Source organism: Cellulomonas fimi ATCC 484, from assembly GCF_000212695.1.
Taxonomy (GTDB): Bacteria; Actinomycetota; Actinomycetes; order Actinomycetales; family Cellulomonadaceae; genus Cellulomonas; species Cellulomonas fimi.
In genome coordinates this window covers 2,024,048-2,050,511 of sequence record NC_015514.1, presented here as the reverse complement: position 1 = coordinate 2,050,511, position 26,464 = coordinate 2,024,048, and the positions used below count along the sequence as shown (strand labels likewise).

Genomic DNA, 26,464 nt, shown 5'->3' with positions numbered 1-26,464 from the left:
CAGCGCCCGTCGGGGGCTACTCGAGCGGGCCGAGCACGGAGGCCGCGACGGTCGCGTGCGCGGACTCGTCGTCCGACGGGTGGAAGATCCCGGCGAGCACGTCCCGGTAGAGGCGCGCCAGCTCGCTGCCGGTGTAGTACGCCCCTCCCCCCGACACCCGGATCGCCAGGTCGACCACCTGCCGGGCCGTCTCGGTCGCCCGGACCTTGACCCCGACCAGCTGCGCGAACCAGCGTGCGCCGTGCTCCGCCTGCTCGTCCACGTCGCGGGCGAGCGCGAACACCTGCAGCTCGGCTCCGTCCTGCAGCAGCGCCGCGTCCGCCACCTTCCACCGGATGTCGGGGTCCTGCGCGTACGGCCGCCCGTCGTTCTTCATCGAGGTCCGCCGGCGCGTCGTCGCGACGGCCACCTCGATCGCCCGTCGACCGATCCCGGTGTAGACCGCGGCGAGCAGCACCTCGAAGACGGCGAAGAGGGCGAACACGAACGGGTCGGCGCTCGGTCCGGGCGGCAGCCGCCGGTAGACGCGGTCCGCGGGCGCCCACGCACCGTCGAGCACGGTCGTCGCGGACTGCGTCGCGCGCATCCCGAGCGTGTCCCAGTCGTCGCGCGCGCTGGTGCCGCCGTCCTCGCGCGCCACGACGCCGTGCACCAGCCGGGGGTCGTCGGGGTCGGCGTCGTCAAGTCCGAACGTCGCGAGCCGGGTCCACACGGGAGACAGCGACGTGAAGATCTTCGTCCCGAAGTACCGGTAGCCGCCGTCGGGCTGCCGCTCGGCACGGGTCCTCGAGCCGAACATCACGAGGTCGTTCCCGGCCTCGGAGTTGCCGAAGGCGAAGACCTCGCCGGCGGCCGCGTCGGCGAGCACGAACTCGAACGCGGCGTCCCCGCGCTCGACGAGCAGCGCCGCGAGGCCCGTGACGACGAGGTGCATGTTGACCGCGAGGGCCGTCGCGGGGGCCGCACCGGCGAGCCGCGCCTGCTCCCGGGCGACCTCCTCGAGCGTCAGGCCTGCGCCCCCGAGCCGCTCCGGCACGAACGCCGTCAGGTAGCCCACGTCGCGCAGGTCGGACAGGTCGTCGTACGGGAAGGTGTTGTCGCGGTCGTGCCCGGGCGCCCGCTCCCGGATCCGCTCCAGCAGGTCGTCGGTGAGCAGGGTGCGCAGCGTGCGGGCCATGCCGTCACTCTGCCACCGCCGCGCGGCCGGTCCGGCAGGATGGGGCCATGCCGACCTATGCCGTGCGCTACACCTACGACGAGCGGACCGACGTGCGGGACACCTTCCGTCCCGAGCACCGCGCCTACCTGTCCACCCTCGCGGACGAGGGCCGCCTGCTGGGCTCCGGCCCGTTCGCCGACGGAGAGCCGGGTGCGCTGCTCGTGTTCCGGGCCGACGACCGGGACGCGCTCGACGCGCTGCTCGCCGCCGACCCCTTCGCGCGCGAGGGCGTCGTCGCCGTGACGGACGTGCGGCAGTGGGACCTCGTCCTGGGCCCGTGGAGCGCCTGACCGGACCGGCAGCCCGCCGTACGCCGCGAGCCCGGCCCCTGCACCGGGAGGTGCGGGCGCCGGGCTCGCGCGCGATCAGGACCGGGGCGCCCCGGCCGACTCGAGCCGGGCGTCGTTGCGCGTCTTGACGAGGCTCGCCACGGTGGCGACGGCGAGCGTCCCGAGGATGACGCTGAGCGACAGCCAGGTCGGGATCTCCGGCGCCCACTCGACGTGCTCGCCACCGTTGATGAACGGCAGCTCGTTGACGTGCAGCGCGTGCAGGACGAGCTTGACGCCGATGAAGCCGAGGATGACCGACAGGCCCTGCGAGAGGTACACGAGGCGGTCGAGCAGCCCGCCGATCAGGAAGTAGAGCTGGCGCAGGCCGAGCAGCGCGAACGCGTTGGCCGTGAACACGATGTACGGCTCCTCGGTGAGGCCGTAGATCGCGGGGATCGAGTCGAGCGCGAACAGGATGTCCGTCGAGCCGATCGCGACCATGACGACGAGCATCGGCGTGAAGAACCGCTTGCCGTCGATGCGCGTGGTGAGGCGGTCGCCGTGGTACTCGTCGACCGTCGGCAGCAGACGCTTGAACGTGCGGACCGCGAACCCGTCGCCGGCCTTCTCGTCCTCGGGGTGGTCGGGGTCGTGGTGCTCGCGCGCCAGCTTGACCGCCGTGTACACGAGGAACGCGCCGAAGATGTAGAAGACCCAGGAGAACTGCTCGATCGCCGCGGCGCCCGCGAGGATGAACACCGTGCGCAGCACGAGCGCGATGACGACACCGACCAGCAGCACCTTCTGCTGGTACTCACGCGGCACCGCGAACTTCGTCATGATGATGAGGAAGACGAAGAGGTTGTCGACCGACAGGCTCTTCTCGGTCACGTAGCCGGCGAAGTACTCGGACCCGAAGTCCCAGCCGCTCGTCATGCCCAGGCCGACGCCGAACACGACCGCCAGCGCGATGTAGAACACCGACCAACGCACCGACTCCTGGAAGGTCGGGGCGTGCGGCGTCCGCACGTGCGCGAAGAAGTCGAAGAGAACCAGGCCCACCACCGCCGCAGCGGTGACCGCCCACACCCAGCCAGCAACGTCCACAGGAATGACCTCCGGTACGGGAACACGTCGAGTACCGAAGGTCTCCCCCACCCGGAACTGCTCGGGCCGAGCGCCCCGGGGACCGGTGGTCCCGTGCTGACGACACGCTCGCTCGTGGGGTACTCCCCTTCAGGCTGACAGCGTAAGCGACGACCGCCCGACGGGCATCCGCCGCGCACCGACTGTGCGCGGGCTCACATGCAGACGCATGGAACGCCGGGCGGGCCGACCGGGGGCGCCGCCGCCCGCGACGAGAGCGTCAGGCGGTCGCCGCCTGCATCTGCCGCAGCTCCTTCTTCAGCCCCGAGATCTCGTCGCGCAGGCGCGCCGCGAGCTCGAACTGAAGCTCGCCGGCCGCCGCGTGCATCTGGTCCGTCAGCTCCTGGATCAGCCCCGCGAGCTCCCCGGCTGCGGCACCCGTGAGCCGGGTCCGCTCGTCGCGCGGCGCGCCCTTCGACCCGAAGCCCGGCACGGGAGCCTTGCCGCGGCTGGCCTGCCGGCCGGCACCGCCGAGCAGCTCCGCGGTGTCGGCGTCCTCCCGCGCGAGCAGGTCGGTGATGTCGCCGATCTTCTTGCGCAGCGGCTGCGGGTCGATCCCGCGCTCCGTGTTGTACGCGATCTGCTTCTCGCGGCGGCGGCTGGTCTCCTCGATCGCGAGCTGCATCGCGGGCGTGATCTTGTCCGCGTACATGTGCACCTGGCCGGACACGTTGCGCGCCGCACGGCCGATCGTCTGGATGAGCGACTTCCCGGACCGCAGGAAGCCCTCCTTGTCCGCGTCGAGGATCGCCACGAGCGACACCTCGGGCAGGTCGAGACCCTCGCGCAGCAGGTTGATGCCGACCAGCACGTCGTACTCCCCGAGCCGCAGCTCGCGCAGCAGCTCGACCCGGCGCAGCGTGTCGACCTCCGAGTGCAGGTAGCGGACCCGCACACCCTTCTCGAGGAAGTAGTCCGTGAGGTCCTCGGCCATCTTCTTCGTCAGGGTCGTCACCAGCACGCGCTCGTCGCGCTCGACGCGGTCGTGGATCTCGCCCAGCAGGTCGTCGATCTGCCCCTTGGTCGGCTTGACGACGACCTCGGGGTCGACGAGGCCCGTCGGGCGGATGATCTGCTCGACCACGCCGTCCGCCATCGACAGCTCGTAGTCGCCCGGCGTCGCCGACAGGTAGACCGTCTGCCCGATCCGCTCGACGAACTCCTCCCAGCGCAGCGGGCGGTTGTCGGTCGCGCTCGGCAGCCGGAAGCCGTGCTCGACGAGCGCACGCTTGCGCGACATGTCGCCCTCGAACATCGCGCCGATCTGCGGGACCGTCACGTGCGACTCGTCGATGACGAGCAGGAAGTCCTCGGGGAAGAAGTCGAGGAGCGTGTTCGGCGCCGAGCCCGCGGTGCGGCCGTCGATGTGCCGCGAGTAGTTCTCGATCCCGGAGCACGAGCCGATCTGCCGCATCATCTCGATGTCGTACGTCGTGCGCATGCGCAGGCGCTGGGCCTCGAGCAGCTTGTTCTGCGACTCGAGCTCCGCGAGCCGGTCCTCGAGCTCGAGCTCGATGCCCGCGATCGCACGTTCCATGCGCTCGGGGCCAGCGACGTAGTGGGTCGCCGGGAAGATCATCATCTGGTCCTCGGAGCGGACGACGTCGCCCGTCAGCGGGTGCAGCGTCGCGATCGCCTCGATCTCGTCGCCGAAGAACTCGATCCGGATCGCGAGCTCCTCGTACATGGGGATGATCTCGACGGTGTCGCCCCGCACGCGGAAGGTGCCGCGCGTGAACGCGAGGTCGTTGCGCGTGTACTGCATCTGCACGAACCGACGCAGCAGCTGGTCGCGGTCGATCTGCTGCCCGACGTCCAGCGTCACCATCCGGTCGACGTACTCCTGCGGCGTGCCCAGGCCGTAGATGCAGCTCACGGACGCGACGACGACGACGTCACGGCGGGTCAGCAGCGAGCTGGTCGCCGAGTGGCGCAGGCGCTCGACCTCGTCGTTGATCGACGAGTCCTTCTCGATGTAGGTGTCCGTCTGCACGATGTACGCCTCGGGCTGGTAGTAGTCGTAGTACGACACGAAGTACTCGACCGCGTTGTTCGGCAGGAGCTCGCGGAACTCGGTCGCGAGCTGCGCGGCGAGCGTCTTGTTGGGCGCCATGACCAGCGTCGGGCGCTGGACCTGCTCGATCAGCCAGGCTGTCGTCGCGGACTTGCCGGTGCCGGTCGCGCCGAGCAGCACGACGTCCTTCTCCCCCGCGTTGATGCGGGAGGCCAGCTCGGCGATCGCGGCCGGCTGGTCGCCGGACGGGGTGAACTCGGAGACCACCTGGAACGGCGCGACGGTCCGCTGCAGCTCGGTGACGGGACGCATGCCTCCACCGTACGGGCGACCACCGACACGCGCCGTCCCCTCCTCCGCGGGCGAACGGCGGACCCGCCCTCAGGCCTCCGCACCGGCCGGGACGCGCACGTCCTGCCGCACGCGCGCCGCGGTCCGCACCACCGCGGCGAGCGCCCGTGCCGACGCCTCGACGGGCAGGCTCGGGCCGTGCCCCGCCTGGTCGGGCGCGCGCGGCACGTGGACGAACCCTCCGCGCACGCCGTCCCGGCCCGCCAGCAGGTGCGCGAGCGCGTACGCCGTCGCGTTGCACACGTAGGTCCCCGCGGTGTTCGAGACCTCGGCCGGCACGCCCTCGTCGGCGACTGCCCGCGCGCACGCCTTGACCGGCAGCGTCGAGAAGAACGCCGCGGGCGCACCCGCGACGACCGGCACGTCCACGGGTGCCGACCCGTCGGCGTCGGGGATGCGCGCGTCGATGACGTTGACCGCGACGCGCTCGACACCCACGGCCCCACGGCCGCCCGCCTCCCCCACGCACACCACGACGTCGGGCTCCACCTGGGCGACGGCCACGCGCAGCTCCTGGCGCGCGCGACGGAACGACACGGGCAGGAGCCGGACGACGAGCTCCACGTCAGGCTCGGCCCACCCGTCGCGCACCGCGGCCACCGCCTCCCACGAGGCGTTGACCGGGTGGCCGTCGAACGGCTCGAACCCGGTGAGCAGCACGCGCGTCACGGCGTCTCGGCCGCGATCTCGTCGGCGCGCTCGACCGCGAGCCGGTCCCAGAGGTCGTCGACCTGCGCACGCAGGTCCGCGTCGCTGCCCGTCCCGTCGAGGACGACGTCGGCAACCGCGAGCCGCGCGTCGTCCGCAGCCTGGGCCGCGACGCGGGCCTCGGCGTCCTCGCGCGTCATGCCGCGCAGCCGGACGAGCCGCTCGACCCGCAGCACGGCGGGTGCGTGCACGACGACGAGGACGTGGAACGCGTCGGCCTGGCCCGTCTCCACGAGCAGCGGGATGTCGTGCACGACGACCGCACCGTGGTCGAGCACCGCGGCGGCCGCCTCGCGCTCGGCGGCGAGACGGCGCACGACGGGGTGCACGATCGCGTCGAGCCGGGCGCGCGCGCCGGCGTCGGCGAACACGACCGACGCGAGCGCCGCCCGGTCGAGCGTCCCGTCGGCCGCGACCACGCCCTCGCCGAACTCGTCGACGACCGCGTCCAGCCCGGGCGACCCGGGGGCGACGGCCTCCCGCGCGAGCTCGTCGGAGTCGATGACGACCGCGCCCAGCTCCCGCAGCCGCCGGGCCGCGACGGACTTGCCGGCCGCGATGCCCCCCGTCAACCCGATGCGTTGCATGCGCCCCATCCTGCCCGACGCCCCGGCGGGCGGCGCGCCGCAGACGTCCCGGGCACGCCGACGGGCCGGCCACCCGCAGGTGACCGGCCCGTCGAAGGACTCACCGGGGACGCGCCCCGGACGAGATCAGTTGCCCGTGAGCTTCTCGCGCAGAGCGGCGAGCGCCTCGTCGGACGCGAGGGTGCCGGTGGCCTCCTCCGTGGACGACGAGTACGTGGACGGCACCGCGCCGCCACCGGTCTCGCCGGACGTCGCAGCCTCCGCGTCGGCCTTCGCGGCCTCGGAGACCTGCTTGCGGTGCGCCTCCCAGCGCTCGTGCGCGGCCGCGTACTGGGCCTCCCACGCCTCGCGCTGCGCCTCGAAGCCCTCGAGCCACTCGTTCGTGGACGGGTCGAAGCCCTCGGGGTACTTGTAGTTGCCCTGCTCGTCGTACTCGGCCGCCATGCCGTACAGCGCGGGGTCGAAGTCCTCCGAGGCCGGGTCGAAGCCCTCGTTGGCCTGCTTGAGCGACAGCGAGATGCGGCGACGCTCGAGGTCGATGTCGATGACCTTGACGAAGACGTCGTCGCCCACCTGGACGACCTGCTCCGGGATCTCGACGTGGCGCACGGCCAGCTCCGAGATGTGCACGAGGCCCTCGATGCCGTCCTCGACGCGCACGAACGCACCGAACGGGACGAGCTTGGTGACCTTGCCGGGGACGACCTGGCCGATGGCGTGCGTCCGGGCGAACGCCTGCCACGGGTCCTCCTGCGTCGCCTTCAGCGACAGCGAGACCCGCTCGCGGTCGAAGTCGACGTCCAGGACCTCGACCGTGACCTCCTGGCCGACCTCGACGACCTCGGACGGGTGGTCGATGTGCTTCCAGGACAGCTCGGAGACGTGCACGAGCCCGTCGACGCCACCCAGGTCCACGAACGCACCGAAGTTGACGATCGAGGAGACGACACCGGGGCGCACCTGGCCCTTCTGCAGCGTCTGCAGGAAGGTGGAGCGGACCTCGGACTGCGTCTGCTCGAGCCACGCACGGCGCGACAGGACCACGTTGTTGCGGTTCTTGTCGAGCTCGATGATCTTGGCCTCGATCTCCTTGCCGACGTACGGCTGGAGGTCGCGCACACGACGCATCTCGACGAGCGAGGCGGGCAGGAAGCCGCGCAGACCGATGTCGAGGATGAGGCCGCCCTTGACGACCTCGATGACGGTGCCGGTGACGACGCCGTCCTCCTCCTTGATCTTCTCGATCGTGCCCCACGCGCGCTCGTACTGCGCCCGCTTCTTGGACAGGATCAGCCGGCCTTCCTTGTCCTCCTTCTGGAGGACCAGGGCCTCGACCTCGTCGCCGACCTTGACGACCTCACCGGGGTCCACGTCGTGCTTGATGGACAGCTCGCGGGAGGGGATGACGCCCTCGGTCTTGTAGCCGATGTCGAGCAGGACCTCGTCGCGGTCGACCTTGACGATGGTGCCCTCGACGATGTCGCCATCGTTGAAGTACTTGATGGTGGCGTCGATCGCGGCCAGGAAGTCCTCGGCCGAACCGATGTCGTTGACCGCGACCTGCGGGGTGGCGGGCTTCGCGGGGGTGGAGATGCTCATGTAGGGATGGGCTCCGATGCGGACAGGAAGTTGTGCGGACAGGATGTCGTTGCTGGTCACACGGCCCTCCCGGGTGGCTGCCCGACGACCGGGACGGATCCCGGTGCGAAGCGTCGGACCTGGAGGAAGGCGCGCGGCACCGCCGTCCACCCTATCGGGGCGGCAGCGGGCGGGTCAAAGCACGACCCGGACGGCCGAGCGGCCCGCCCCCGCGCGGCCGGCGGGCGGGCGGGCGGCGACGACGCGACGGCTCAGGCGAGGGCCCGCGCGACCGACAGCAGCTCGTCGGGGACGTGCTTGACCTTGCCGGCGACCTCGCTCAGCGGCACGAGCTCGACACGCTCGCCGCGCAGCGCGGTCATGACGTTCGAGCGGCCCTGGGTGATCGCGTCGATCGCCGCGACGCCGAAGCGCGAGCCGAGGATGCGGTCGGTCGGCGACGGGGTCCCGCCGCGCTGGACGTGCCCGAGGACCGTGACGCGCGTGTCGAAGCCCGTGCGCTGCTCGATCTCGGCCTTGAGCCGCTCGCCGATCGCCCCTGCGACGATCTCGCCGAACTTCCCGACCTGCGTCTCGTAGTGCATCGACGTGCCCTCGGCGGGCACCGCGCCCTCGGCGACCACGACGATGGAGAAGCTCGCGTGCGCGCGGTGGCGGTGCTTGAGGAACCGCTCGATGCGGTCGATGTCGAACGGCGCCTCGGGCGCGAGGACCAGCTCGGCGCCGCCCGCGATGCCCGCGGTCGCCGCGATCCAGCCGGCGTGCCGGCCCATGACCTCGACGACCATGACGCGGTTGTGGCTCTCCGCGGTGGTGTGGATGCGGTCGATCGCGTCGGTCGCGATCGTGACGGCCGTGTCGAAGCCGATCGACTGGTCGGTGCCCCACACGTCGTTGTCGATGGTCTTGGGGATCGCCACGATCTTCACGCCCGCCTCGGCGACCTTGCTCGCGGCGTGCAGCGTGCCGTCGCCGCCGATGCAGATGAGCGCCTCGATGCGCTCGGCCTCGAGCGTCGCGAGCACCTGGTCGATGCCGCCGTCGCCCGCGTGCGGGTGGAACCGTGCCGTGCCCAGCAGCGTGCCGCCGACGGGCAGGACGTTGCGGATGTGCTGGCGCGTCAGCGGCATCGACAGGCCGTCGACGACGCCCTTCCAGCCGTTGCGGAAGCCGATGATCGAGTGGCCGTACTGCCCCTCGCCGTGCTTGACGACGGCTCGGATCGCCGCGTTGAGGCCGGGGACGTCGCCGCCTCCGGTGAGCAGACCGACACGCACGGGTGACTCCTGACAGACGACGGAAGGGGGACGACGTCAGCGCACCGTCGGGCTGCCGCGGTCGCCAGCCTAGTCGTGACCTGCCGCGTCACCCGTGCCTTCGGTCCCGGTCGGTGGCGGGGTCGCGTCGCTAGCGCGTCAGCCCGCGACCCCCAGCTCGAGCGTGCGGCCCGGGATCGCGTCGAGCAGCGTGCGGGTGTACTGCGTGCGCGGCGTGTCGAAGACCTCGTCGGCGGTGCCCTGCTCCACGAGGCGCCCCTGCTCCATGACGCAGACGACGTCGGCGATCTGCCGGACCACGGCCAGGTCGTGGCTGATGAACAGGTACGACAGGCCGAGGCGCGACTGCAGGTCGGCGAGCAGGTGCAGGATCTGGGCCTGCACAACCACGTCGAGCGCCGAGACCGCCTCGTCGCACACCACGAGCTCGGGCTCGAGCGCGAGCGCGCGGGCGATCGCGACGCGCTGACGCTGACCGCCCGAGAGCTCGCCCGGGTAGCGGCGCAGCAGCTCGGTCGGCAGCGCGACGTCCTCCATCAGCCGGTGGACGCGGTCGCGGCGCTCCGCCGCCGTCCCCATGCGGTGCGCGCGCAGGGGCTCCTCGATCGTGCGGTAGATCGTGAAGAGGGGGTCGAGCGACGCGTACGGGTCCTGGAAGATCGGCTGCACGCGGCGGCGGAACGTGACCTCGGCGGCGCGGTCGCGGCCCGAGCTGACGTCGACGCCGTCGAAGCGGATGGTGCCGGACGTGGGCTCGGTGAGGCCGAGCATCATGCGCGCGACGGTCGACTTGCCCGAGCCGGACTCCCCCACGAGCGCGACGGTCCGGCCGCGCGGCACGACGAAGCTGACGTCGTCGACGGCGGTGAAGTCCGTGGCGCGCGAGAACAGGCCCTTCCCACGGAGCTGGAACACCTTGCTGACGTGCTCGACCTCGACGATCGTGTCGACGCCCTGCCCGGCATCCTGGGCGGCCTCCGCCGCGGCGGGCTCCTGCGGTCGGTCCGAGGTGGAGGCCGGCGGCGGCGCGCCCTCGCCGTGCGACGGCGCGAGCAGGTCGTCCGCGACGAGGTCGGCGTCGCCCGTCTGCTTGGCGATCGCGATGCGGCGCGACGCGAGCGACGGCGCCGCGGCGATGAGCCGCTTGGTGTACTCGTGCTGCGGGTCGCGCAGGATCTGGCGCGCCGGCCCCTTCTCCACCACCTCGCCGCGGTACATGACGACGACCGTGTCGGCGCGCTCGGCGGCCAGGCCCAGGTCGTGCGTGATGAGCAGGACGGCGACGCCGAGGCGCGACGTGAGCGACGTGAGGCCGTCGAGGATCGTGCGCTGCACCGTGACGTCCAGGGCGGACGTCGGCTCGTCGGCGACGAGCAGGCGCGGCCGTGCGGACAGCCCCATCGCGATGAGCGCACGCTGGCGCATGCCGCCCGAGAACTCGTGCGGGAACTGCTGGGCACGCCGGGCGGCGTCGGGCAGCCCGGCCTCCTCGAGCAGCTCGACGGTGCGGGCCTGCGCGTCGCGCCCCTTCGCGACGCCGTTGTCCTCGAGCGCCTCGACGATCTGCGGCCCGACGCGGCGCACGGGGTTGAGGTTGGACATCGGGTCCTGCGGGACGAGCCCGATCTGCGCACCGCGCAGCCGCGCGACCTCGGCGGCCGACATCCGCACGACGTCCTGGCCGCCGAACAGGATCTGCCCGCCGGTGACCTTCCCGTTGGTCGCGAGCAGGCCGATGACGGCGGCGGCCGTCGTCGACTTGCCGGAACCCGACTCGCCGACGACGGCGACGGTCTCGCCCGGGTGGATGTCGAGGCTCACGCCGCGCAGCGCCTTGCTCTGGCCCGCGTCGGTCGTGAACGTGACCTCGAGGTCCCGCACCTGCAGCAGCGGCTCGCCGCCGAAGAGTCCGCTCGTCACGCCGCTCACCGCTTCCTCGACCGGGGGTCCAGCGCCTCGCGCAGCGCCTCGCCGAACAACGTGAAGCCGAGCGCCGTGACCGCGATGCACGCACCCGGCCACAGCGCCAGGCGCGGGGCGATCTCGAGCTCGTTCTGCGCCGAGGTCAGCATGCGCCCCCACTCGGCCGTGGTCGGCGAGCCGCCGCCCAGGCCGAGGAACGACAGCGCGGCCGCCTCGATGACCGCGGTCGCGAGCAGCAGCGTCGCCTGCACGATGACGGGCGACACGCTGTTCGGCAGCACGTGGCTCATGGTCACGGTGCGGCGGCTCAGGCCCAGCGAACGGGCCGCGAGCACGTAGTCCTGGCCGCGCTGGGCGAGCATCGAGCCGCGCAGCAGGCGCGCGAAGATCGGCACCTGGACGACGCCGATCGCGATGACGACCGCCGACGGCGTCTGCCCGGCGATCGCCGCGATCGAGACCGCGAGCAGCAGGCTCGGGACGGCGAGCAGGAGGTCGACGAACCGCATGATCGCGGTGTCGGTCCGGCCGCCGAGCCCGCCCGCGAGCACGCCGAGCAGCATGCCGCCGAGCAGGCCGAGGAGCGTCGACAGGACGCCGATGAGCAGCGACGCGCGTGCGCCCCACACGAGCTGGGAGAACAGGTCCGCGCCGTACCGGTCGAGACCGAGCAGGTACTCCTCGGACGGCCCGGGGATGTACGTCGGCCGGACCTCGGCGCGACCGGGCAGCTCGCCCGCGTCGTACGGCGCGATGAGCGGCGCGAAGACGGCGACCAGGACGAACAGCGTGACGATCGCGGCACCCACGATCGCGCCGGGGTTGCGGCGCAGGCGCCGGGCCGCGACCCGCCAGTGGGACGCGCCGGCGAGCTTCGACTCGTCGGCAGGCAGCCCCTGGCCGAGCGGGGCGTTGGGGACCTCGTAGACCTCGGGCGCGCTCATCGCGTCGCCCTCGTCCGCGGGTCGATCAGGCCGTAGGAGACGTCGACGACGAGGTTCACGAGCGCATACACCACCGCGATGATGAGGATGAAGCCCTGGAGCACGGCGTAGTCGAGGTTGAACACCGCGTTCGACAGGAAGCTGCCGATGCCGGGGAACGCGAACACGGTCTCGGTGAGCACGGCCCCCGAGAGCAGCAGCCCCACCTGCAGGCCGATCGTGGTCGCGACGGGGAGCATCGCGTTGCGCAGGATGACGCGGCGCCGCAGGCGGGACGGACCCAGACCCTTGGCGCGCGCGGTCCGCACGTAGTCGGCGTCCTGCACCTCGATGACCGACGACCGCGTGATGCGGGCGATGATCGCGAGCGGGATCGACCCGAGCGCGACGGCGGGCAGCACGAGGTGCAGCAGCGCGTCCCAGCTCGCGTCCCACTCGCGCGTGAGGATGCCGTCGAGCACGTAGAAGCCCGTCGGGTGCGTCGCGACCATCGTCGGGTCCTGGCGCCCGGACGAGGGGAACCAGCCGAGCTGGACCGCGAACAGCCACTTGAGCAGGAACGCGAGGAAGAACACCGGGATCGTCACGCCGACGAGCGACGCGAGGACGGTGAGGTGGTCGAGCGGCCTGCCCTGGCGACGGGCGGCCACGTAGCCGAGCGGGATGGCGACGCCGATCGCGATGACGAGCGCGACGACCGTGAGCTCGATCGTCGCCGGGAACCGGTTGACGAACTCCTCGAGCACCGGCCGGCCGGTACGGGTGGAGACGCCGAAGTTGCCCTGGAGGAGCTGGCCGAGCCAGGTGAGGTACTGCTGCACGAGGGGCTTGTCGAAGCCGTACAGCTCGTTGACGCGGGCCACCGCCTCCGGGGTGGCGCGCTCCCCCAGGAGGGCCGTGGCAGGTCCTCCCGGGAGAGCGCGCACCCACAGGAACAGCAGGACCGACAACCCGAGCAGGGTCGGGACGAGCAGCGCGAGGCGCCGCAGGATCAGTCGGGTCATCGGTGTGGTGCGGTCTCTCTCAGTCGCCGAGCGTGATCACGTTGTAGACCTCGTCCTGCACCGGCGAGGCCGGGTAGTCGTGGACGTCGGCCTTGAACGCGAGCGACGGGACGGGGTGCGCGAGCGGGACGCCGGGCAGGAACTCCAGGAGCTGGGCGTTGGCCGCCTCGTAGGCCGCCTTCTGCTCGTCCAGGTCCGCGACGTAGCGCGCGTCGTTGATCGCCTGGAAGATCTCCGGGTTGTCGAAGCCCCACTCGTTGGACGGGCCGCCGAAGAAGACGCCGATGAAGTTGTAGGTGTCGTTGTAGTCACCGGTCCAGCCGAGCAGGTGGATGCCGTGCTCCGTGGTGCCCTGCATCTTGTCCAGGTACTCGGGGTTCCACGGGTCCGGCACGGCGTTCACGGTGATGCCGACCGCCTCGAGGTCCGCCTTGATCGCGGTGAAGACCTGCTCCGGCGTGGGCATGTAGGGCCGGGAGACGTTCGTCGGGTAGTTGAAGTCGATCGTGAGGTTCGTCTTGCCGGCCTCGGCGAGCAGGCTCTTGGCCTTCTCCGGGTCGTAGTCGTACGTCTCGACGTCCGCGTTCCAGCCCGAGACCGACGGCGGGACGAAGTTCGTCGCGACCTCGGTGCCCTCGGGGAGCGTCTGCGCGACGAGCGCCTCCTTGTTGATCGCGTAGGCGATCGCCTGCCGGACCTTGAGGTCGGCCAGGTCGGGGTTCGCCTGGTTCATCGCGAGGTACAGGATGTTGAACGGCTCGCGGTTGACGATCTGGAAGCCCTCGTCCTGCAGCGCCTGCACGTCGGCCGGCCCGACGAGGTCGTACCCGTCGATGTCGCCGGCCTGCAGCGCCTGCCGCCGCGCGGTGGCGTCGGAGATGATCGGGAAGACGATCCGCTTGATCTGGCCCGTGTCGCCCCAGTAGTCCTCGTTCGCGACGAGCACGACCTCCTCGCCGGGGCTCCACGACTCGAAGACGTACGGGCCCGTGCCGGTCGGGTGCGCGTTCGCGTACTCGGGCAGGACGGGCGCGTCGGTGCTGCCCGTGACGTTGTCCGCCTCGTACTCCTGCAGCGCGGTCGGCGACTGCATGGAGAACGACGGCAGCGACAGCGCCGAGATGAGCTCGGGCAGCGGGCTCTTGAGCGTCACGACCGCCGTCGCGGCGTCGGGCGCCTCGCAGCTCTCGTACTTCCCGGTGCCGTTCAGGGTCTCGACGTCGCTCGTCGCGAAGCCGCCGTTGACCTTCTGCCAGTAGTACGACAGGGACTCGGACTGCAGCACGCCGGTGAAGTTGTTCCACCGGTCGAAGTTGAAGCACACCGCCTCGCCGTCGAAGTCGGTGCCGTCCTGGAACTTCACGTCCTCCTTGAGGTGGAACGTGTACTCCAGGCCGTCCTCGCTGACGTCCCACGACTCCGCGAGCAGCGGCGCGGGGTCCGCGGTGCCGGGCTCGGTGCCGACGAGCCCCTCGAAGATCTGCCGGGCGATGCGGAACGACTCGCCGTCGTTCGCGAAGGCGGGGTCGAGGCCCGCCGGGTCGGACGAGGCCGCGAAGATGAACGTGTCGCGACCCCCGCTCGCGTCGTCGGTCGCGCCCCCGTCGGAGTCGCGATCGCTCGCGGCGCACGCCGTCAGGGCGAGCGCTCCGGCCGCCGAGACGGCCACCAGCTTCCAGGACTTCACCACGACCACCCTTCGTCAGGTCTTCCCTCTCCCGGCCGACCAGGCGCCGGAACGGGCCGAGGCTAGGTCTCCCACGTCACGTCGTTGTTACGTGCGAGTACCTCTTCGGGTTCGGGCGACACTATCGACATGTCCGAATCTGCGCAGCCCCCCGGCACACCGTCCTCGGAGCCGCTGGCCGACGCGGGGTACCGCGACGTCCCCGACGCCGAGGGCGGCGCGGCCGGGCGGACCTGGTGGGACGCGAACGCGCGCGAGTACCTCGACGAGCACGGGGATTTCCTCGGCCCCGCGGAGTTCACGTGGTGCCCGGAGGGCCTGCGGGAGGACGACGCGCACCTGCTGGGGGACGTCACCGGGCGGCGCGTGCTCGAGATCGGGGCGGGCGCGGCGCAGTGCACCCGCTGGCTGCGCGAGCACGGTGCCCTCGCGGTCGCGACCGACGTCTCCGGCGGGATGCTCGCGCAGGGGCGCGCGTACGACGCCGCGGCCGGGTCGAGCACCCCCCTCGTGCAGGCCGACGCGCGCGCCCTGCCGTTCGCGGACGGCGCGTTCGACGTGGTGTTCACCGCGTTCGGCGCGATCCCGTTCGTGCCCGACGCGGACCGCGTGCACGCCGAGGCGGCACGCCTGCTGCGGCGCGGTGGCCGGTGGGTGTTCGCGGTGACGCACCCGCTGCGCTGGGCGTTCCCCGACGACCCGTCCGAGCACGGGCTCACGGCCGCCCGGTCGTACTTCGACCGCCGCCCCTACGTCGAGACGGGCGCGTCGGGCCGCGTGCTGTACGCGGAGTACCACCGCACGGTCGGCGACCACGTGGCGGAGCTCGTCGGCGCCGGGTTCGTGCTCGAGCGGCTCGTCGAGCCCGAGTGGCCCGCCGGGCACGAGCGGACGTGGGGCGGCTGGGGGCCGGTGCGCGGTGCGCTGCTGCCGGGCACCGCGATCTTCGTCTGCCGGTCGGCCCGCCGCGCCTGACGCGCGCCGCCGGTCGCGAACGAGGTGAGCGTCAACACGGCGTTCGGCCCCGCTCCCGCGGCCGGCGTCGCCCGGGACCGGCCGCGGCACGGTCCCGGGCGACGCGCGCTCAGTGCGCCACGGCCTTCTCGGCGCCCGCCCCGGTGAGCGAGCGGACCTCCATCTCGGCGAACTTCTCGGGGTGCGGCTGCTCCTTGCTCAGCAGCGTCCCGACGATCCCGAGCAGGAACGCGAGCGGGATCGAGATGATCCCGGGGTTCTCGAGCGGGATGAGGTGGAAGTCGATGCTCGTGTCCCGGATCATCGACAGGCTCGCCCCGGTCGTGGGGTCGACCTTGCCGGACACGACCGGCGAGATCGCGATGAGCACGATGCACGAGATCAGACCGCCGTACATGCTCCACAGCGCGCCCGACGTGTTGAACCTCTTCCAGAACAGCGAGTAGAGGATCGTCGGCAGGTTCGCGCTGGCCGCGACCGCGAACGCCAGGGCGACGAGGAACGCGACGTTCTGGCCGTTGGCGAAGATGCCCCCGACGATCGCCAGGATGCCGATCGCGACCACCGTGATCCGCGCGACGCGGACCTCCCCGTCGGGCTTGACCTCGCCCCGCTTGAGCCAGTTGGCGTAGATGTCGTGGGCGAACGACGCCGCGGCGGTGATCGTGAGCCCGGCGACCACGGCGAGGATCGTCGCGAAGGCGACCGCCGAGATGATGCCGAGCAGGATCGTCCCGCCGAGCTCGTACGCGAGCAGCGGCGCCGCCGAGTTCACGCCGCCGGGTGCCGACGTGATCGTCTCCGGGCCCACGAGCGCGCCCGCGCCGTACCCGAGGACGAGCGTGAACAGGTAGAAGATGCCGATGAGCCAGATCGCCCAGACGACGGACCGGCGCGCCTCCTTGGCCGACGGCACCGTGTAGAAGCGCATGAGCACGTGCGGCAGACCCGCCGTGCCGAGCACGAGGGCGAGGGCGAGCGACACGAAGTTGAGCTGGCTCATGGCGCTCGCGCCGTACTGCTTGCCCGGCTCGACGAGCGCCTCACCGCCCTCCCCGGCCTGGTCGATCGCGCCCTGCAGCAGGTCGGACAGGTTGAAGCCGTACTTCGAGAGCACCCACAGCGTCATCACGCCGGCGCCCGCGATGAGCAGCACCGCCTTGATGATCTGCACCCACGTGGTGCCCTTCATGCCGCCGACCAGCACGTACAGGATCATCAGCGCGCCCACGACGGCGATGACGACACCCTGCGCTGCGCGGTCGTCGATGCCGAGCAGGAGCGCGACGAGCCCGCCCGCGCCGGCCATCTGCGCGAGCAGGTAGAAGAACACGACCGCGAGGGTCGACAGGGCCGCCGCCATCCGGACGGGCCGCTGGCGCAACCGGAACGACAGGACGTCGGCCATCGTGAACCGGCCCGTGTTGCGCAGCAGCTCCGCGACCAGCAGGAGCGCGACGAGCCACGCGACGAGGAACCCGATCGAGTAGAGGAACCCGTCGTAGCCGTTGATCGCGATCGCGCCGCAGATGCCGAGGAACGACGCCGCGGACAGGTAGTCGCCCGCGATCGCGGTGCCGTTCTGCGGGCCGGTGAACGACCGCCCGGCCGCGTAGTAGTCGGCAGCGGTGCGGTTGTTCCGCGACGCACGGAACACGATGACGAGCGTCACGAGGACGAAGGCACCGAAGATCGCGATGTTGACGAGCGGGTCGCCGATCTGCTCGGTCGCGGTGCGGACCACGGCGCTCACGCGACCTCACCGCCGTCGAGCGAGCCTTCCTCGATGTGCCGGCGCAGCCGCTCGGCGACCTGGTCCTGCCGGTTGTTCGCCCACCGCGCGTAGATCATCGTGATCGCGAACGTCGACACGAACTGGCCGAGCCCGAACAGCAGGCCGACCGTGATGGTCCCCCACACGCGCGTGCCCATGAAGTCGTGCGCGTACGTGGAGAGCAGGACGTAGAGGAAGTACCAGACGAGGAACAGGGCCGTCATGGGGAACACGAAGTTCCGGAAGCGCCGGCGCAGCGCCTGGAACTCGGCGCTGCGCTGCACGCGCTGGTAGTCGGTCTCTGGGGTGTCGCTGAACGTGTCGGTCATGCGCGCCTCCCGGGGGACGTCGGACGTGGCGGCGTTGCCACAGGCGCCCACTGTGGCCCAGATCACGCTCGTCCACTAGCGGTGCTTTCGTCCTGATCGTCGAAAGTCCGACCGAAACCTCACCCCGAGGGCGGTCCGGCAACCCGCGGGACCGCCCCGACGAGCGTCGGCAGAGGCCCCGCGAGCCGCGGCGGCGTCAGTGACCCGCGTCGTGCCAGCTGCCCCCGACGCCCACGCTGACGTCCAGCGGCACGTCGAGCGGGCCGTCGGTCGCGGCGTCGCCCGCGGCGCCCATCTGCTCGCGCACGAGCGCCTCGACCTCCTCGCGCTCGCCCGCGGCGACCTCGAGCACGAGCTCGTCGTGCACCTGCAGGAGCAGGCGGGAGGCCAGGCCGCGACGCGTCAGCTCCCGGTCCACGCCCAGCATCGAGACCTTGATGAGGTCCGCGGCGCTGCCCTGGATCGGCGCGTTGAGCGCCATCCGCTCGGCCGCCTCCCGGCGCTGGCGGTTGTCGCTCGTGAGGTCGGGCAGGTAGCGGCGCCGGCCCAGGATCGTCTGCGTGTACCCCGTCGTGCGCGCCACGTCGACGACCCCCGTCAGGTAGTCGCGCACGCCGCCGAACCGGGCGAAGTAGTCCTGCATGAGGCCGGCGGCCTCCGACACCTCGATCGTCAGCTGCTGCGACAGGCCGTACGAGGACAGCCCGTACGCCAGGCCGTAGCTCATCGCCTTGATCTTCGAGCGCATCGCAGGCGTGACCTCGTCGGTCGGGACGCCGAACACGCGGGAGCCGACGTACGAGTGCAGGTCCTCGCCCGAGCGGAACGCGTCGATGAGGCCCTCGTCGCCGGACAGGTGCGCCATGATCCGCATCTCGATCTGCGAGTAGTCCGCCGTGAGCAGCGTCTCGTAGCCGTCGCCGACGACGAACGCGCGCCGGATCTGGCGGCCCGCCTCGGTGCGGATCGGGATGTTCTGCAGGTTCGGGTCCGCCGACGACAGGCGACCGGTGGCGGCGATCGTCTGCTGGAACGTCGTGTGGATCCGGCCGTCGGGCGCGACGGAGCGCAGCAGCCCCTCGACGGTCTGCCGCAGCCGGATCGCGTCACGGTGCGCGAGCAGGTGCTCGAGGAACGGGTGCTGCGTGCGCGCGAACAGGTCCGTCAGCGACGCCGCGTCGGTCGTGTACCCGGTCTTGATCTTCTTGGTCTTCGGCATGCCCAGCTGGTCGAACAGCACCTCCTGGAGCTGCTTGGGCGAGCCGAGGTTCACCTCGCGGCCGATCACCGCGTACGCCTCGGCGGCCGCGTCCTGCACCTGGGCGTCGAACGACTTCTCGAGCGACGACAGGTAGGCGCCGTCGGTCGCGATGCCCGTGCGCTCCATCCGGGCCAGCACGTCGACGAGCGGCAGCTCGAGGTCCCGGAGCAGCCCGTCCGCGCCCCGGTCGCCCAGCTCACCTGCGAGGACGTCGGCGAGGTCCCGCACCGCGGACGCCCGCACGGCCGCGCGGCGCCCCTCGTCGGTGCCGTCGAGCTCGAGGTCCAGCGCCCCCTGCCCGCCGACCTGCGCGTCCTCGGAGCCGAGCTCGCGGCGCAGGTACCCGATCGCGAGGTCGCCCAGGTCGTACGCGCGCCGGTCCGGCTGGCACAGGTAGGCGGCGAGCTCGGTGTCGAACGTGACGCCCGCGAGCGGCATCCCCCGCCCCGCGAGCGCGTGCCAGGCCTCCTTGGACGCGTGCACGACCTTCGGCTGCGCGGGATCGGCGAGCCAGGCCGCGAGGGCGTTCTCGTCGGCCGGGTCGACCTGGGACAGGTCGAAGGCCGCCGCCTGCCCCGACGCGTCGGCCAGGGCGATCCCCCACGCGTCGCCCCCCGCGGGCGCGCCGGAGCCGCGCACGTCGACGCCGAGCGGCCGTCCCGCGCGCGCGGCGAGCCACGGGCCGAGGTCCCCGGCGCCGAGGACCGCGAGGTCGAGCGCCGCCGCCGCGACGGCCGCCGGCTTCTCGCTCTCGTCGGGGAGCATCGCGAAGAGCCGGTCCCGCAGCGTGCGGAACTCGAGCTCGTCGAGGATCGCGTGCAGCTCGTGGCGGTCCCAGGGCCGTGCGGCGAGGTCCTCCGGGCCGAGCGGCAGCTCCACGTCGTCGACGAGACGGTTGAGCTGCCGGTTGAGCCGGACCTGCTCGAGGTTCTCCCGCAGCGACTCCCCTGCCTTGCCGGTCACCGCGTCCGCGTGCGCGAGGATCCCCTCGAGCCCGTCGTACTGCGTGATCCACTTGGCGGCCGTCTTGGGGCCGACGCCCGGGACGCCCGGCAGGTTGTCGCTGGACTCGCCGACGAGCGCGGCCAGGTCGGGGTAGCGCTCCGGGGGCACGCCGTACTTCGCCTCCACGGCTGCGGGGGTCATGCGGGCGAGCTCCGAGACGCCCTTGACGGGGTACAGCACGGTCACGTCGTCGTTGACGAGCTGGAACGCGTCGCGGTCGCCCGTGCAGACGAGCACCTGCATGCCCTGCGCGCGTGCCTGCCGGGACAGGGTCGCGAGGATGTCGTCCGCCTCGAAGTGCGGCTTCTCCAGCACCGGGACGTGCATCGTGGCGAGCACGCGCTGGATGACCGCGACCTGGCCGCGGAACGGCTCGGGCGTCGCGTCCCGGTTCCCCTTGTACGCCTCGTACTGCTCGGTGCGGAACGTCGTGCGGCCGACGTCGAACGCGACGGCGACGTGCGTCGGCTCCTCGTCGCGCAGGAGGTTCGCGAGCATCGACGTGAAGCCGAAGACCGCGTTGGTCGGCTGGCCCGTCGACGTCGCGAACTTGTCGACCGGGAGCGCGAAGAACGCGCGGTACGCCATCGAGTGGCCGTCGATCAGCAGGAGCCGCGCGGGCCCGACCGGTGTCGCCGGGGTTGTCGTGGACAGGGCGGCTGGCTGTGCGTCGCTCACGGGTGCCAACCTATCTGCCATGTCCGACACCACCGACGCGCTCGCGCAGACCCCTCCGACCGCCGGCACGCTGCTCGAGCGGATGGGGATCGAGCTCCTCGAGCTGTCCGCCGCACGCGCCGTGGGCACCATGCCGGTCGAGGGCAACACCCAGCCGTACGGGCTGCTGCACGGGGGCGCGTCGGCCGTGCTCGCCGAGACGCTGGGCTCGTACGCCGCGCAGGTGCACGCCGGCCCGGGTCGTGCGGCCGTGGGCATCGAGCTGAGCGCGACGCACCACCGGTCGGCGCGGTCCGGTGCGGTGACGGGGACCGCGACCGCGGTGCACCTGGGCGGGTCGCTCGCGACCTACGACGTCGTCGTCGAGGACGCCGACGGGCGCCGGCTCTGCACGGCCCGGTTGACCTGCATGCTGATCGAGGCGCGCGGCTGACCTGCCGCGTCCGTCTGGCGGACCACCACGGGGACGCCCCCCGTCACCGCCACGCCCTCGGCGCGGATGCGGCCCTGCCGGCGCCGTGCGATGAGGTCCTCCAGGCCGCGCGACCCGCTGCGGCGTGCCGTGCCGGGCAGCACCGCGGGGGCGGCGTCGTGCGCGAGCCGCCGCTGCAGCGCGGACGTCGTGACGACGCGGTGCGTGGCTGCGGGGGCGAACCCCATGCGGGCCAGGAAGCGTTGCATCCCGCGTGCGCCGGGCAGCGGCGACGCGTAGAGCTCGGTCGCGCCGACCTCCTCGGCGCGCGCGACGGCACCGGCGAGCAGCGCGTGCCCCAGGCCGCGACGGCGCACCTCCGGCAGCACGTAGACCGCCTCGATGCTCATGCTCGCCACGTCGGTGAACGGGCCCGGGCCGAGGACCCGCGCGAGCAGCAGGCCGCACGTGCGTCCGTCCACGGCGCCTGCGAGCACGAGGCCGCCGGGGAACGCCCGCAGGGCGCCGAGCTGCTCGCGCAGCCGGTCCGCGTCGTCGGTGCAGAGCTGCGCCCCCACCGCGGCCTCCCGCCGCGCGGCGAGGCACACGTCGACGAGGTCCTCGAGGTCGTCCGGGCAGGCGGTTCGGACCTGGACTCCTGGGCGCACGGCTGTTCGGGCCTCCAGACGGGACGAGGGGGATCCGGTCGGGCTGACGCCGTCCTGCCCACGATGGCGCCGGCTCCGATCATGGCGCAGGCGGCTCACCGGTGCCTAGTCCCCCGTCCGCGCGGGTAGGTCACACCTGGACGGCTGCCCGGCGCGTCCGACACGCGGACGGCCCGATCCGGGCGGCCCCTCGCGTTCACGTAATGAACAAGACACAATCCCTCCCTATCGTCCTGCCACCCGGCGGGGCGACACGCCCCGCTCGACAGCGCCGCCGAGCCACCGCTCGCGCCATGACCACACGGACGGAGGTCCTAGGTGCGATCACGCGTCCTGGACCGCAGTGGCCCCCTGCCGACTGCCCGGCGGACCACCGCCCTTCTCCTGCTCGCCCTCGCCTCGCTCGCCCTCCTGCTCGTCGCGACGCCCGCCCAGGCGCACGGCGCCCGCACCGCCGTCCAGGCGTGCGTCGCCGACGCCTCGACGGGCTGCATCAACGGCACGCTGCGCACCACGGACGGCCAGCCGGTCGTCGGTGCGGTGCTGACCGTGGAGGGGCCCGCGGGCGAGCTCACCGCCACGACGGACGCCACCGGCCGCTGGTCCGTGCCCGTCACCGAGGCGGGCGAGTACCAGGTGACCCTCGACGTCGCCACGATCCCCGCGGGCCAGACGCTGCGGGACCCGGCCAACAACCCGCGCACCGTGCAGGTGGGCCTCGGCGCGTCCGCCGCCGCGCTGTTCCCCTTCGGCGCCCCGGCGGCCGAGGGCGGCGGCGACGACGGGGACGACGAGCCGTCGGCCTCCCCGACGACCGGCGCAACGGGCCAGGCCGGCACCGCGACGCCCGCCGAGCCCGGGTCCGGCATCACCGCCGCGCGGGTCGCGCAGCTCACCGCGAACGGGCTCGTCTTCGGCACGCTGCTCGCGCTGGCGAGCGTCGGGCTGTCGCTCATCTACGGCACGACGGGCCTGAGCAACTTCGCGCACGGCGAGCAGGTCTCGCTCGGCGGGATCCTCGCCTACGTCGGGACGCAGGTCGTCGGCCTGCCGCTGCTGCCGTCCGCGGTCATCGCGGTCGTCCTCGGCGCGTTGTCAGGCTGGCTGCAGGACGCCGGGCTGTGGCGCCCGCTGCGGCGCCGCGGGGTCGGGATGATCCAGCAGATGATCGTGACGATCGGCCTGTCCATGGCGGTCTCGTACGTGTTCCAGTTCTTCTTCGGGGCCGGGCCGCTGCGCATCGTCACCGAGACGCCCACGTCGGTCGCGATCGGTCCGGTGCGCCTGACCGTCACGACGCTGTGGTCGCTCGCGATCGCCGTCGTCGCGCTCGTCGGCGTCGCGTACTTCCTGCTGCGCACGCGCGCCGGCCGGGCCACCCGTGCGGTCGCCGACAACCCCGCCCTGAGCGCCGCGTCGGGCATCTCCGTCAACCGGACGATCCGCCTGGTGTGGACGATCGGCGCGGGGCTCGCGGCCCTCGGCGGCGTGCTCGTCGGCCTCTACTTCGGCGCGACGTCGTGGTACGCGGGCGGCGCGCTGCTGCTGCTCATGTTCGCGGCCGTCACGCTCGGCGGGCTCGGCGCCGCGTTCGGCGCCCTCGCCGGCTCGATCGTCATCGGCCTCGTCGTCGAGCTGTCGAGCCTCTGGATCCCGACCGACATGCGCTACGCGTCGGCCCTCGTGATCCTCATCCTCGTCCTGCTGGTACGGCCGCAGGGCATCCTCGGTCGAGCGACGCGCGTCGGATAACGGAGACCCCCATGGACTGGACACGCATCCTCGCCAACGTCGCGGGCGAGTTCTTCGCCCCGACGACGGCCGCCTACGCGCTCGCCGCGATCGGCCTCAACATCCACTTCGGCCTCACCGGGCTGCTCAACATGGGCCAGGCGGGCTTCCTGCTGCTCGGCGCGTACGGCTTCGCGATCGCCACGATCGCCGGCTGGCCGCTGTGGGCCGCGGTGCTCGTCGCGATCGCGGCCGCGACCGTCTTCGCGCTCATCCTCGGCATCCCGACGCTCAAGCTGCGCGGCGACTACCTCGCGATCGTCACGATCGCCGCCGCGGAGATCGTCCGCCTCGTGGGCCGCTCGACGGCCCTGACCGACCTCACGGGCGCGTCGAGCGGCCTGCGCGGCAACCAGTACAAGTACTCGTTCCAGGACGCGTCACCGTTCCCCGACGGCACGTGGGCGCTCGGACCGTTCGAGTACGCGGTCAACGCGTCGAACAGCTGGTGGGTCCGCATCGTCGGCTGGGGGGTCGTGGCGCTCGCGTGCCTGCTCGTCTGGCTGCTCGTGCGCAGCCCCTGGGGCCGCGTGCTCAAGGGCATCCGGGAGGACGAGGACGCGGTGCGCTCGCTCGGCAAGAACGTCTACTCCTACAAGATGCAGGCGCTCGTGCTCGGCGGCGTCATCGGGTCCCTCGCGGGCATCCTGTACGTCCTGCCACGTGCCGTGCAGCCCGACTCGATGGGCCGCTCGATGACCTTCTTCATCTGGACGATCCTGCTGCTGGGCGGTGCCGCCACGGTGTTCGGCCCCGTGCTCGGGTCGATCATCTTCTGGGCCGTCCTGGCCCTCGTGAAGCTGACCCTGCGCGAGGTGGTCCCCACCACCGTGCTGCGCAGCGAGCAGATCGAGCAGTTCGGCTGGATCGTCGTCGGGGTCGCGCTGATGCTGCTCATCATCTTCCGGCCACAAGGCATCCTCGGCGACAAGAAGGAGCTCGCGATCCATGCCCACTGAGGCCTCCTCCTCCGCCGCCCGCGAGGCCGTCGTCGCCGCGCTGCGCGACGTCGAGCACGTGCCCGGCGCGAAGAAGCCGGACCCGATCCTCGTCGCCGACGACGTGCGCCGGAACTTCGGCGGCGTCAACGCCGTCGACGTCGACCACCTCGAGGTGCAGCGCGGCGCGATCACCGCGCTCATCGGTCCGAACGGCGCCGGCAAGACCACGCTGTTCAACCTGCTCACCGGGTTCGACCGGCCCTCGAGCGGGCGCTGGACGTTCGACGGCCGGTCGCTCGGCGGGGTGTCCGCCGCGCGCGTCGCACGCGCCGGGATGATCCGCACGTTCCAGCTCACCAAGGCGCTCAACCGCATGACGGTGATCGAGAACATGCGGCTCGGCGCGACCACCCAGCCCGGCGAGAACCTGTTCGCCGCGCTCGTCCCACCCGTGTGGCGGTCCCGCGAGCAGGAGATCACCACGCAGGCCGAGGAGCTGCTCGCCCGCTTCAAGCTGGACACCAAGCGCGACGACTTCGCGGGCAGCCTGTCGGGCGGGCAGCGCAAGCTGCTCGAGATGGCCCGCGCGCTCATGGCGCGGCCGCGGATGATCATGCTGGACGAGCCCATGGCGGGCGTGAACCCGGCGCTCACGCAGTCGCTCCTGGGGCACATCCAGGCGCTGCGGGACGACGGCACGACCGTCCTGTTCGTCGAGCACGACATGCACATGGTCCGGCACATCTCCGACTGGGTCGTCGTCATGACCGAGGGCCGCATCGTGGCCGAGGGGCCGCCCGACTCCGTCATGAACAACCCTGCGGTGATCGACGCCTACCTGGGCGCGCACCACGACACCGACCTCGGGGACGACGCGCTGCTCGACGACGCCGTGCTCGACTCGCTGCGGTCCGAGGAGGAGTCCCGATGAGCGACGCGATGGATGCCGTCACGCGTTCCGACCACGACGCGCCCGCCGCGACACCCTCGACGGTGTCGGTCGAGGACCGGGCGGCGCTGCACCGCGGGGCGCCCGCGGGAGAGCCGCTGCTCGCCGCGACCGACCTCGTCGCGGGCTACCTGCCCGGCGTCGACATCCTCAACGGGTGCAACCTCGTGCTGCACCCGGGCGAGCTCGTCGGCATCATCGGCCCGAACGGCGCCGGCAAGTCGACGCTGCTCAAGTCGCTGTTCGGCCTCGTGCCGGTGCGCTCGGGCACGGTCACCCTCGGCGGCGAGGAGATCACGAACCTGCGCGCCGACCACCTGGTGCACCGCGGGGTCGGCTTCGTGCCGCAGACGAACAACGTGTTCCCCTCGCTCACCATCGAGGAGAACCTGCAGATGGGCGCCTACCAGGCGCCCAGGAGGTTCGCGGAGCGGTTCGCGTTCGTCGCCGACCTGTTCCCCACCCTCGGCGAGCGTCGCCGGCAGCGGGCCGGGTCGCTGTCCGGCGGGGAGCGCCAGATGGTCGCGATGGCGCGCGCGCTCATGATGGAGCCGACCGTGCTGCTGCTGGACGAGCCGTCGGCGGGCCTGTCCCCCGTGCGGCAGGACGAGACGTTCCTGCGCACGCGCCGCATCAACAAGGCGGGCGTGTCGGTCGTGATCGTCGAGCAGAACGCCCGGCGCGCCCTGCAGATCTGCGACCGCGGGTACGTGCTCGACCAGGGGCGCAACGCGTACTCGGGCCCGGGGCGCGAGCTCATGCACGACCCGAAGGTCATCGAGCTCTACCTGGGCACGCTCGCCACGGACGTGGAGGACGCCGCGGCGGCGAGGCGTGAGTCGGCCGCGCAGGACCCCGACGCGTCCTGAGGCCCGCGGTGGGCGCTCCGGGTCATCCCCGGGCGCCCACCGCCGGGTCGCGCACCGGGCGCCGGCCTGTGCGGCCGTGAC

Annotated in this window: 22 protein-coding genes; 7 read left to right on the top strand and 15 right to left on the bottom strand. The window is 72.3% G+C overall.

The window, feature by feature from the left end; translation table 11 throughout:
* Positions 1–16: 16 nt before the first annotated feature.
* Positions 17–1,177 (bottom strand): acyl-CoA dehydrogenase family protein, encoded by a 1,161-nt coding sequence (locus CELF_RS09375; RefSeq protein WP_013771010.1) that lies wholly within the window; start codon positions 1,175–1,177, stop codon positions 17–19.
* Positions 1,178–1,224: 47 nt separating this feature from the next.
* Here CELF_RS09375 and CELF_RS09370 point away from each other — a divergent pair, with 47 nt between their 5' ends.
* Entirely contained in the window at positions 1,225–1,509 is a 285-nt protein-coding gene (locus tag CELF_RS09370) for a YciI family protein (RefSeq protein WP_013771009.1), read from the top strand.
* A gap of 75 nt (positions 1,510–1,584) precedes the next feature.
* Here the strand turns inward: CELF_RS09370 and CELF_RS09365 are convergent, their stop codons facing one another.
* The 10 genes from CELF_RS09365 to CELF_RS09320 all read right to left on the bottom strand — a co-directional run bounded on the left by CELF_RS09365 (position 1,585) and on the right by CELF_RS09320 (position 14,731).
* The gene (locus CELF_RS09365) at positions 1,585–2,598 is read right to left on the bottom strand and encodes a TerC family protein (RefSeq protein ID WP_013771008.1); all 1,014 of its coding nucleotides are present in this window, start codon (positions 2,596–2,598) and stop codon (positions 1,585–1,587) included.
* Between the two features lie 259 nt (positions 2,599–2,857).
* Positions 2,858–4,963, bottom strand: a complete 2,106-nt coding sequence (uvrB, locus tag CELF_RS09360; protein ID WP_013771007.1) for an excinuclease ABC subunit UvrB — start codon at positions 4,961–4,963, stop codon at positions 2,858–2,860.
* A 69-nt stretch (positions 4,964–5,032) separates the two neighbouring features.
* Positions 5,033–5,671, bottom strand: a complete 639-nt coding sequence (pcp, locus tag CELF_RS09355; RefSeq protein WP_013771006.1) for a pyroglutamyl-peptidase I — start codon at positions 5,669–5,671, stop codon at positions 5,033–5,035.
* Entirely contained in the window at positions 5,668–6,297 is a 630-nt protein-coding gene (gene coaE, locus CELF_RS09350) for a dephospho-CoA kinase (RefSeq protein ID WP_013771005.1), read from the bottom strand. Before coaE ends, pcp begins: the two co-directional genes overlap by 4 nt.
* A 126-nt stretch (positions 6,298–6,423) precedes the next feature.
* Positions 6,424–7,896: a 30S ribosomal protein S1 gene (gene rpsA / locus CELF_RS09345; protein ID WP_041553416.1), complete on the bottom strand. Its 1,473-nt coding sequence runs from the start codon at positions 7,894–7,896 to the stop codon at positions 6,424–6,426.
* Between the two features lie 251 nt (positions 7,897–8,147).
* A complete protein-coding gene (locus CELF_RS09340; protein ID WP_013771003.1) occupies positions 8,148–9,173 on the bottom strand; it encodes a 6-phosphofructokinase in 1,026 nt (341 codons plus the stop codon).
* 138 nt (positions 9,174–9,311) lie between these two features.
* Positions 9,312–11,102 (bottom strand): dipeptide ABC transporter ATP-binding protein, encoded by a 1,791-nt coding sequence (locus CELF_RS09335; protein WP_013771002.1) that lies wholly within the window; start codon positions 11,100–11,102, stop codon positions 9,312–9,314.
* Positions 11,099–12,040, bottom strand: coding sequence for an ABC transporter permease (locus CELF_RS09330; RefSeq protein WP_013771001.1), 942 nt, complete (start codon positions 12,038–12,040; stop codon positions 11,099–11,101). The genes CELF_RS09335 and CELF_RS09330 overlap by 4 nt, the downstream gene beginning before the upstream one ends.
* A complete protein-coding gene (locus CELF_RS09325; protein ID WP_013771000.1) occupies positions 12,037–13,044 on the bottom strand; it encodes an ABC transporter permease in 1,008 nt (335 codons plus the stop codon). The genes CELF_RS09330 and CELF_RS09325 overlap by 4 nt, the downstream gene beginning before the upstream one ends.
* Before the next feature lie 19 nt (positions 13,045–13,063).
* A complete protein-coding gene (locus tag CELF_RS09320; protein WP_013770999.1) occupies positions 13,064–14,731 on the bottom strand; it encodes an ABC transporter substrate-binding protein in 1,668 nt (555 codons plus the stop codon).
* Positions 14,732–14,860: 129 nt separating this feature from the next.
* Between CELF_RS09320 and CELF_RS09315 the strand changes: the two genes are divergently transcribed.
* Positions 14,861–15,706 (top strand): class I SAM-dependent methyltransferase, encoded by an 846-nt coding sequence (locus tag CELF_RS09315; protein WP_013770998.1) that lies wholly within the window; start codon positions 14,861–14,863, stop codon positions 15,704–15,706.
* Between the two features lie 109 nt (positions 15,707–15,815).
* Here CELF_RS09315 and CELF_RS09310 read toward each other — a convergent pair whose 3' ends face one another.
* The 3 genes from CELF_RS09310 to polA all read right to left on the bottom strand — a co-directional run bounded on the left by CELF_RS09310 (position 15,816) and on the right by polA (position 20,774).
* Positions 15,816–17,459 carry a solute symporter family protein gene (locus CELF_RS09310; protein ID WP_013770997.1) on the bottom strand — a complete coding sequence of 548 codons (1,644 nt, stop codon included), beginning with the start codon at positions 17,457–17,459 and terminating at the stop codon, positions 15,816–15,818.
* On the bottom strand, positions 17,456–17,809 hold the full coding sequence (locus CELF_RS09305) for a DUF485 domain-containing protein (protein ID WP_013770996.1): 354 nt from the start codon (positions 17,807–17,809) through the stop codon (positions 17,456–17,458). Before CELF_RS09305 ends, CELF_RS09310 begins: the two co-directional genes overlap by 4 nt.
* A gap of 196 nt (positions 17,810–18,005) precedes the next feature.
* The gene (gene polA / locus CELF_RS09300; RefSeq protein WP_041553415.1) at positions 18,006–20,774 is read right to left on the bottom strand and encodes a DNA polymerase I; all 2,769 of its coding nucleotides are present in this window, start codon (positions 20,772–20,774) and stop codon (positions 18,006–18,008) included.
* Here polA and CELF_RS09295 point away from each other — a divergent pair.
* Positions 20,773–21,186 (top strand): PaaI family thioesterase, encoded by a 414-nt coding sequence (locus CELF_RS09295; RefSeq protein ID WP_013770994.1) that lies wholly within the window; start codon positions 20,773–20,775, stop codon positions 21,184–21,186. The genes polA and CELF_RS09295 overlap by 2 nt on opposite strands.
* Here the strand turns inward: CELF_RS09295 and CELF_RS09290 are convergent.
* Complete coding sequence (locus CELF_RS09290; protein WP_126297710.1) at positions 21,102–21,833, bottom strand: GNAT family N-acetyltransferase; 732 nt, start codon at positions 21,831–21,833, stop codon at positions 21,102–21,104. The genes CELF_RS09295 and CELF_RS09290 overlap by 85 nt on opposite strands.
* Positions 21,834–22,151: 318 nt before the next feature.
* Here CELF_RS09290 and CELF_RS09285 point away from each other — a divergent pair, with 318 nt between their 5' ends.
* The 4 genes from CELF_RS09285 to CELF_RS09270 are packed head-to-tail and all read left to right on the top strand — an operon-like array spanning position 22,152 to position 26,383.
* On the top strand, positions 22,152–23,585 hold the full coding sequence (locus CELF_RS09285) for a branched-chain amino acid ABC transporter permease (RefSeq protein WP_013770992.1): 1,434 nt from the start codon (positions 22,152–22,154) through the stop codon (positions 23,583–23,585).
* Positions 23,586–23,596: 11 nt separating this feature from the next.
* Complete coding sequence (locus CELF_RS09280; RefSeq protein WP_013770991.1) at positions 23,597–24,583, top strand: branched-chain amino acid ABC transporter permease; 987 nt, start codon at positions 23,597–23,599, stop codon at positions 24,581–24,583.
* Positions 24,573–25,496: an ABC transporter ATP-binding protein gene (locus CELF_RS09275; protein ID WP_013770990.1), complete on the top strand. Its 924-nt coding sequence runs from the start codon at positions 24,573–24,575 to the stop codon at positions 25,494–25,496. Before CELF_RS09280 ends, CELF_RS09275 begins: the two co-directional genes overlap by 11 nt.
* Complete coding sequence (locus CELF_RS09270; protein WP_013770989.1) at positions 25,493–26,383, top strand: ABC transporter ATP-binding protein; 891 nt, start codon at positions 25,493–25,495, stop codon at positions 26,381–26,383. Before CELF_RS09275 ends, CELF_RS09270 begins: the two co-directional genes overlap by 4 nt.
* Positions 26,384–26,464 lie beyond the last annotated feature (81 nt).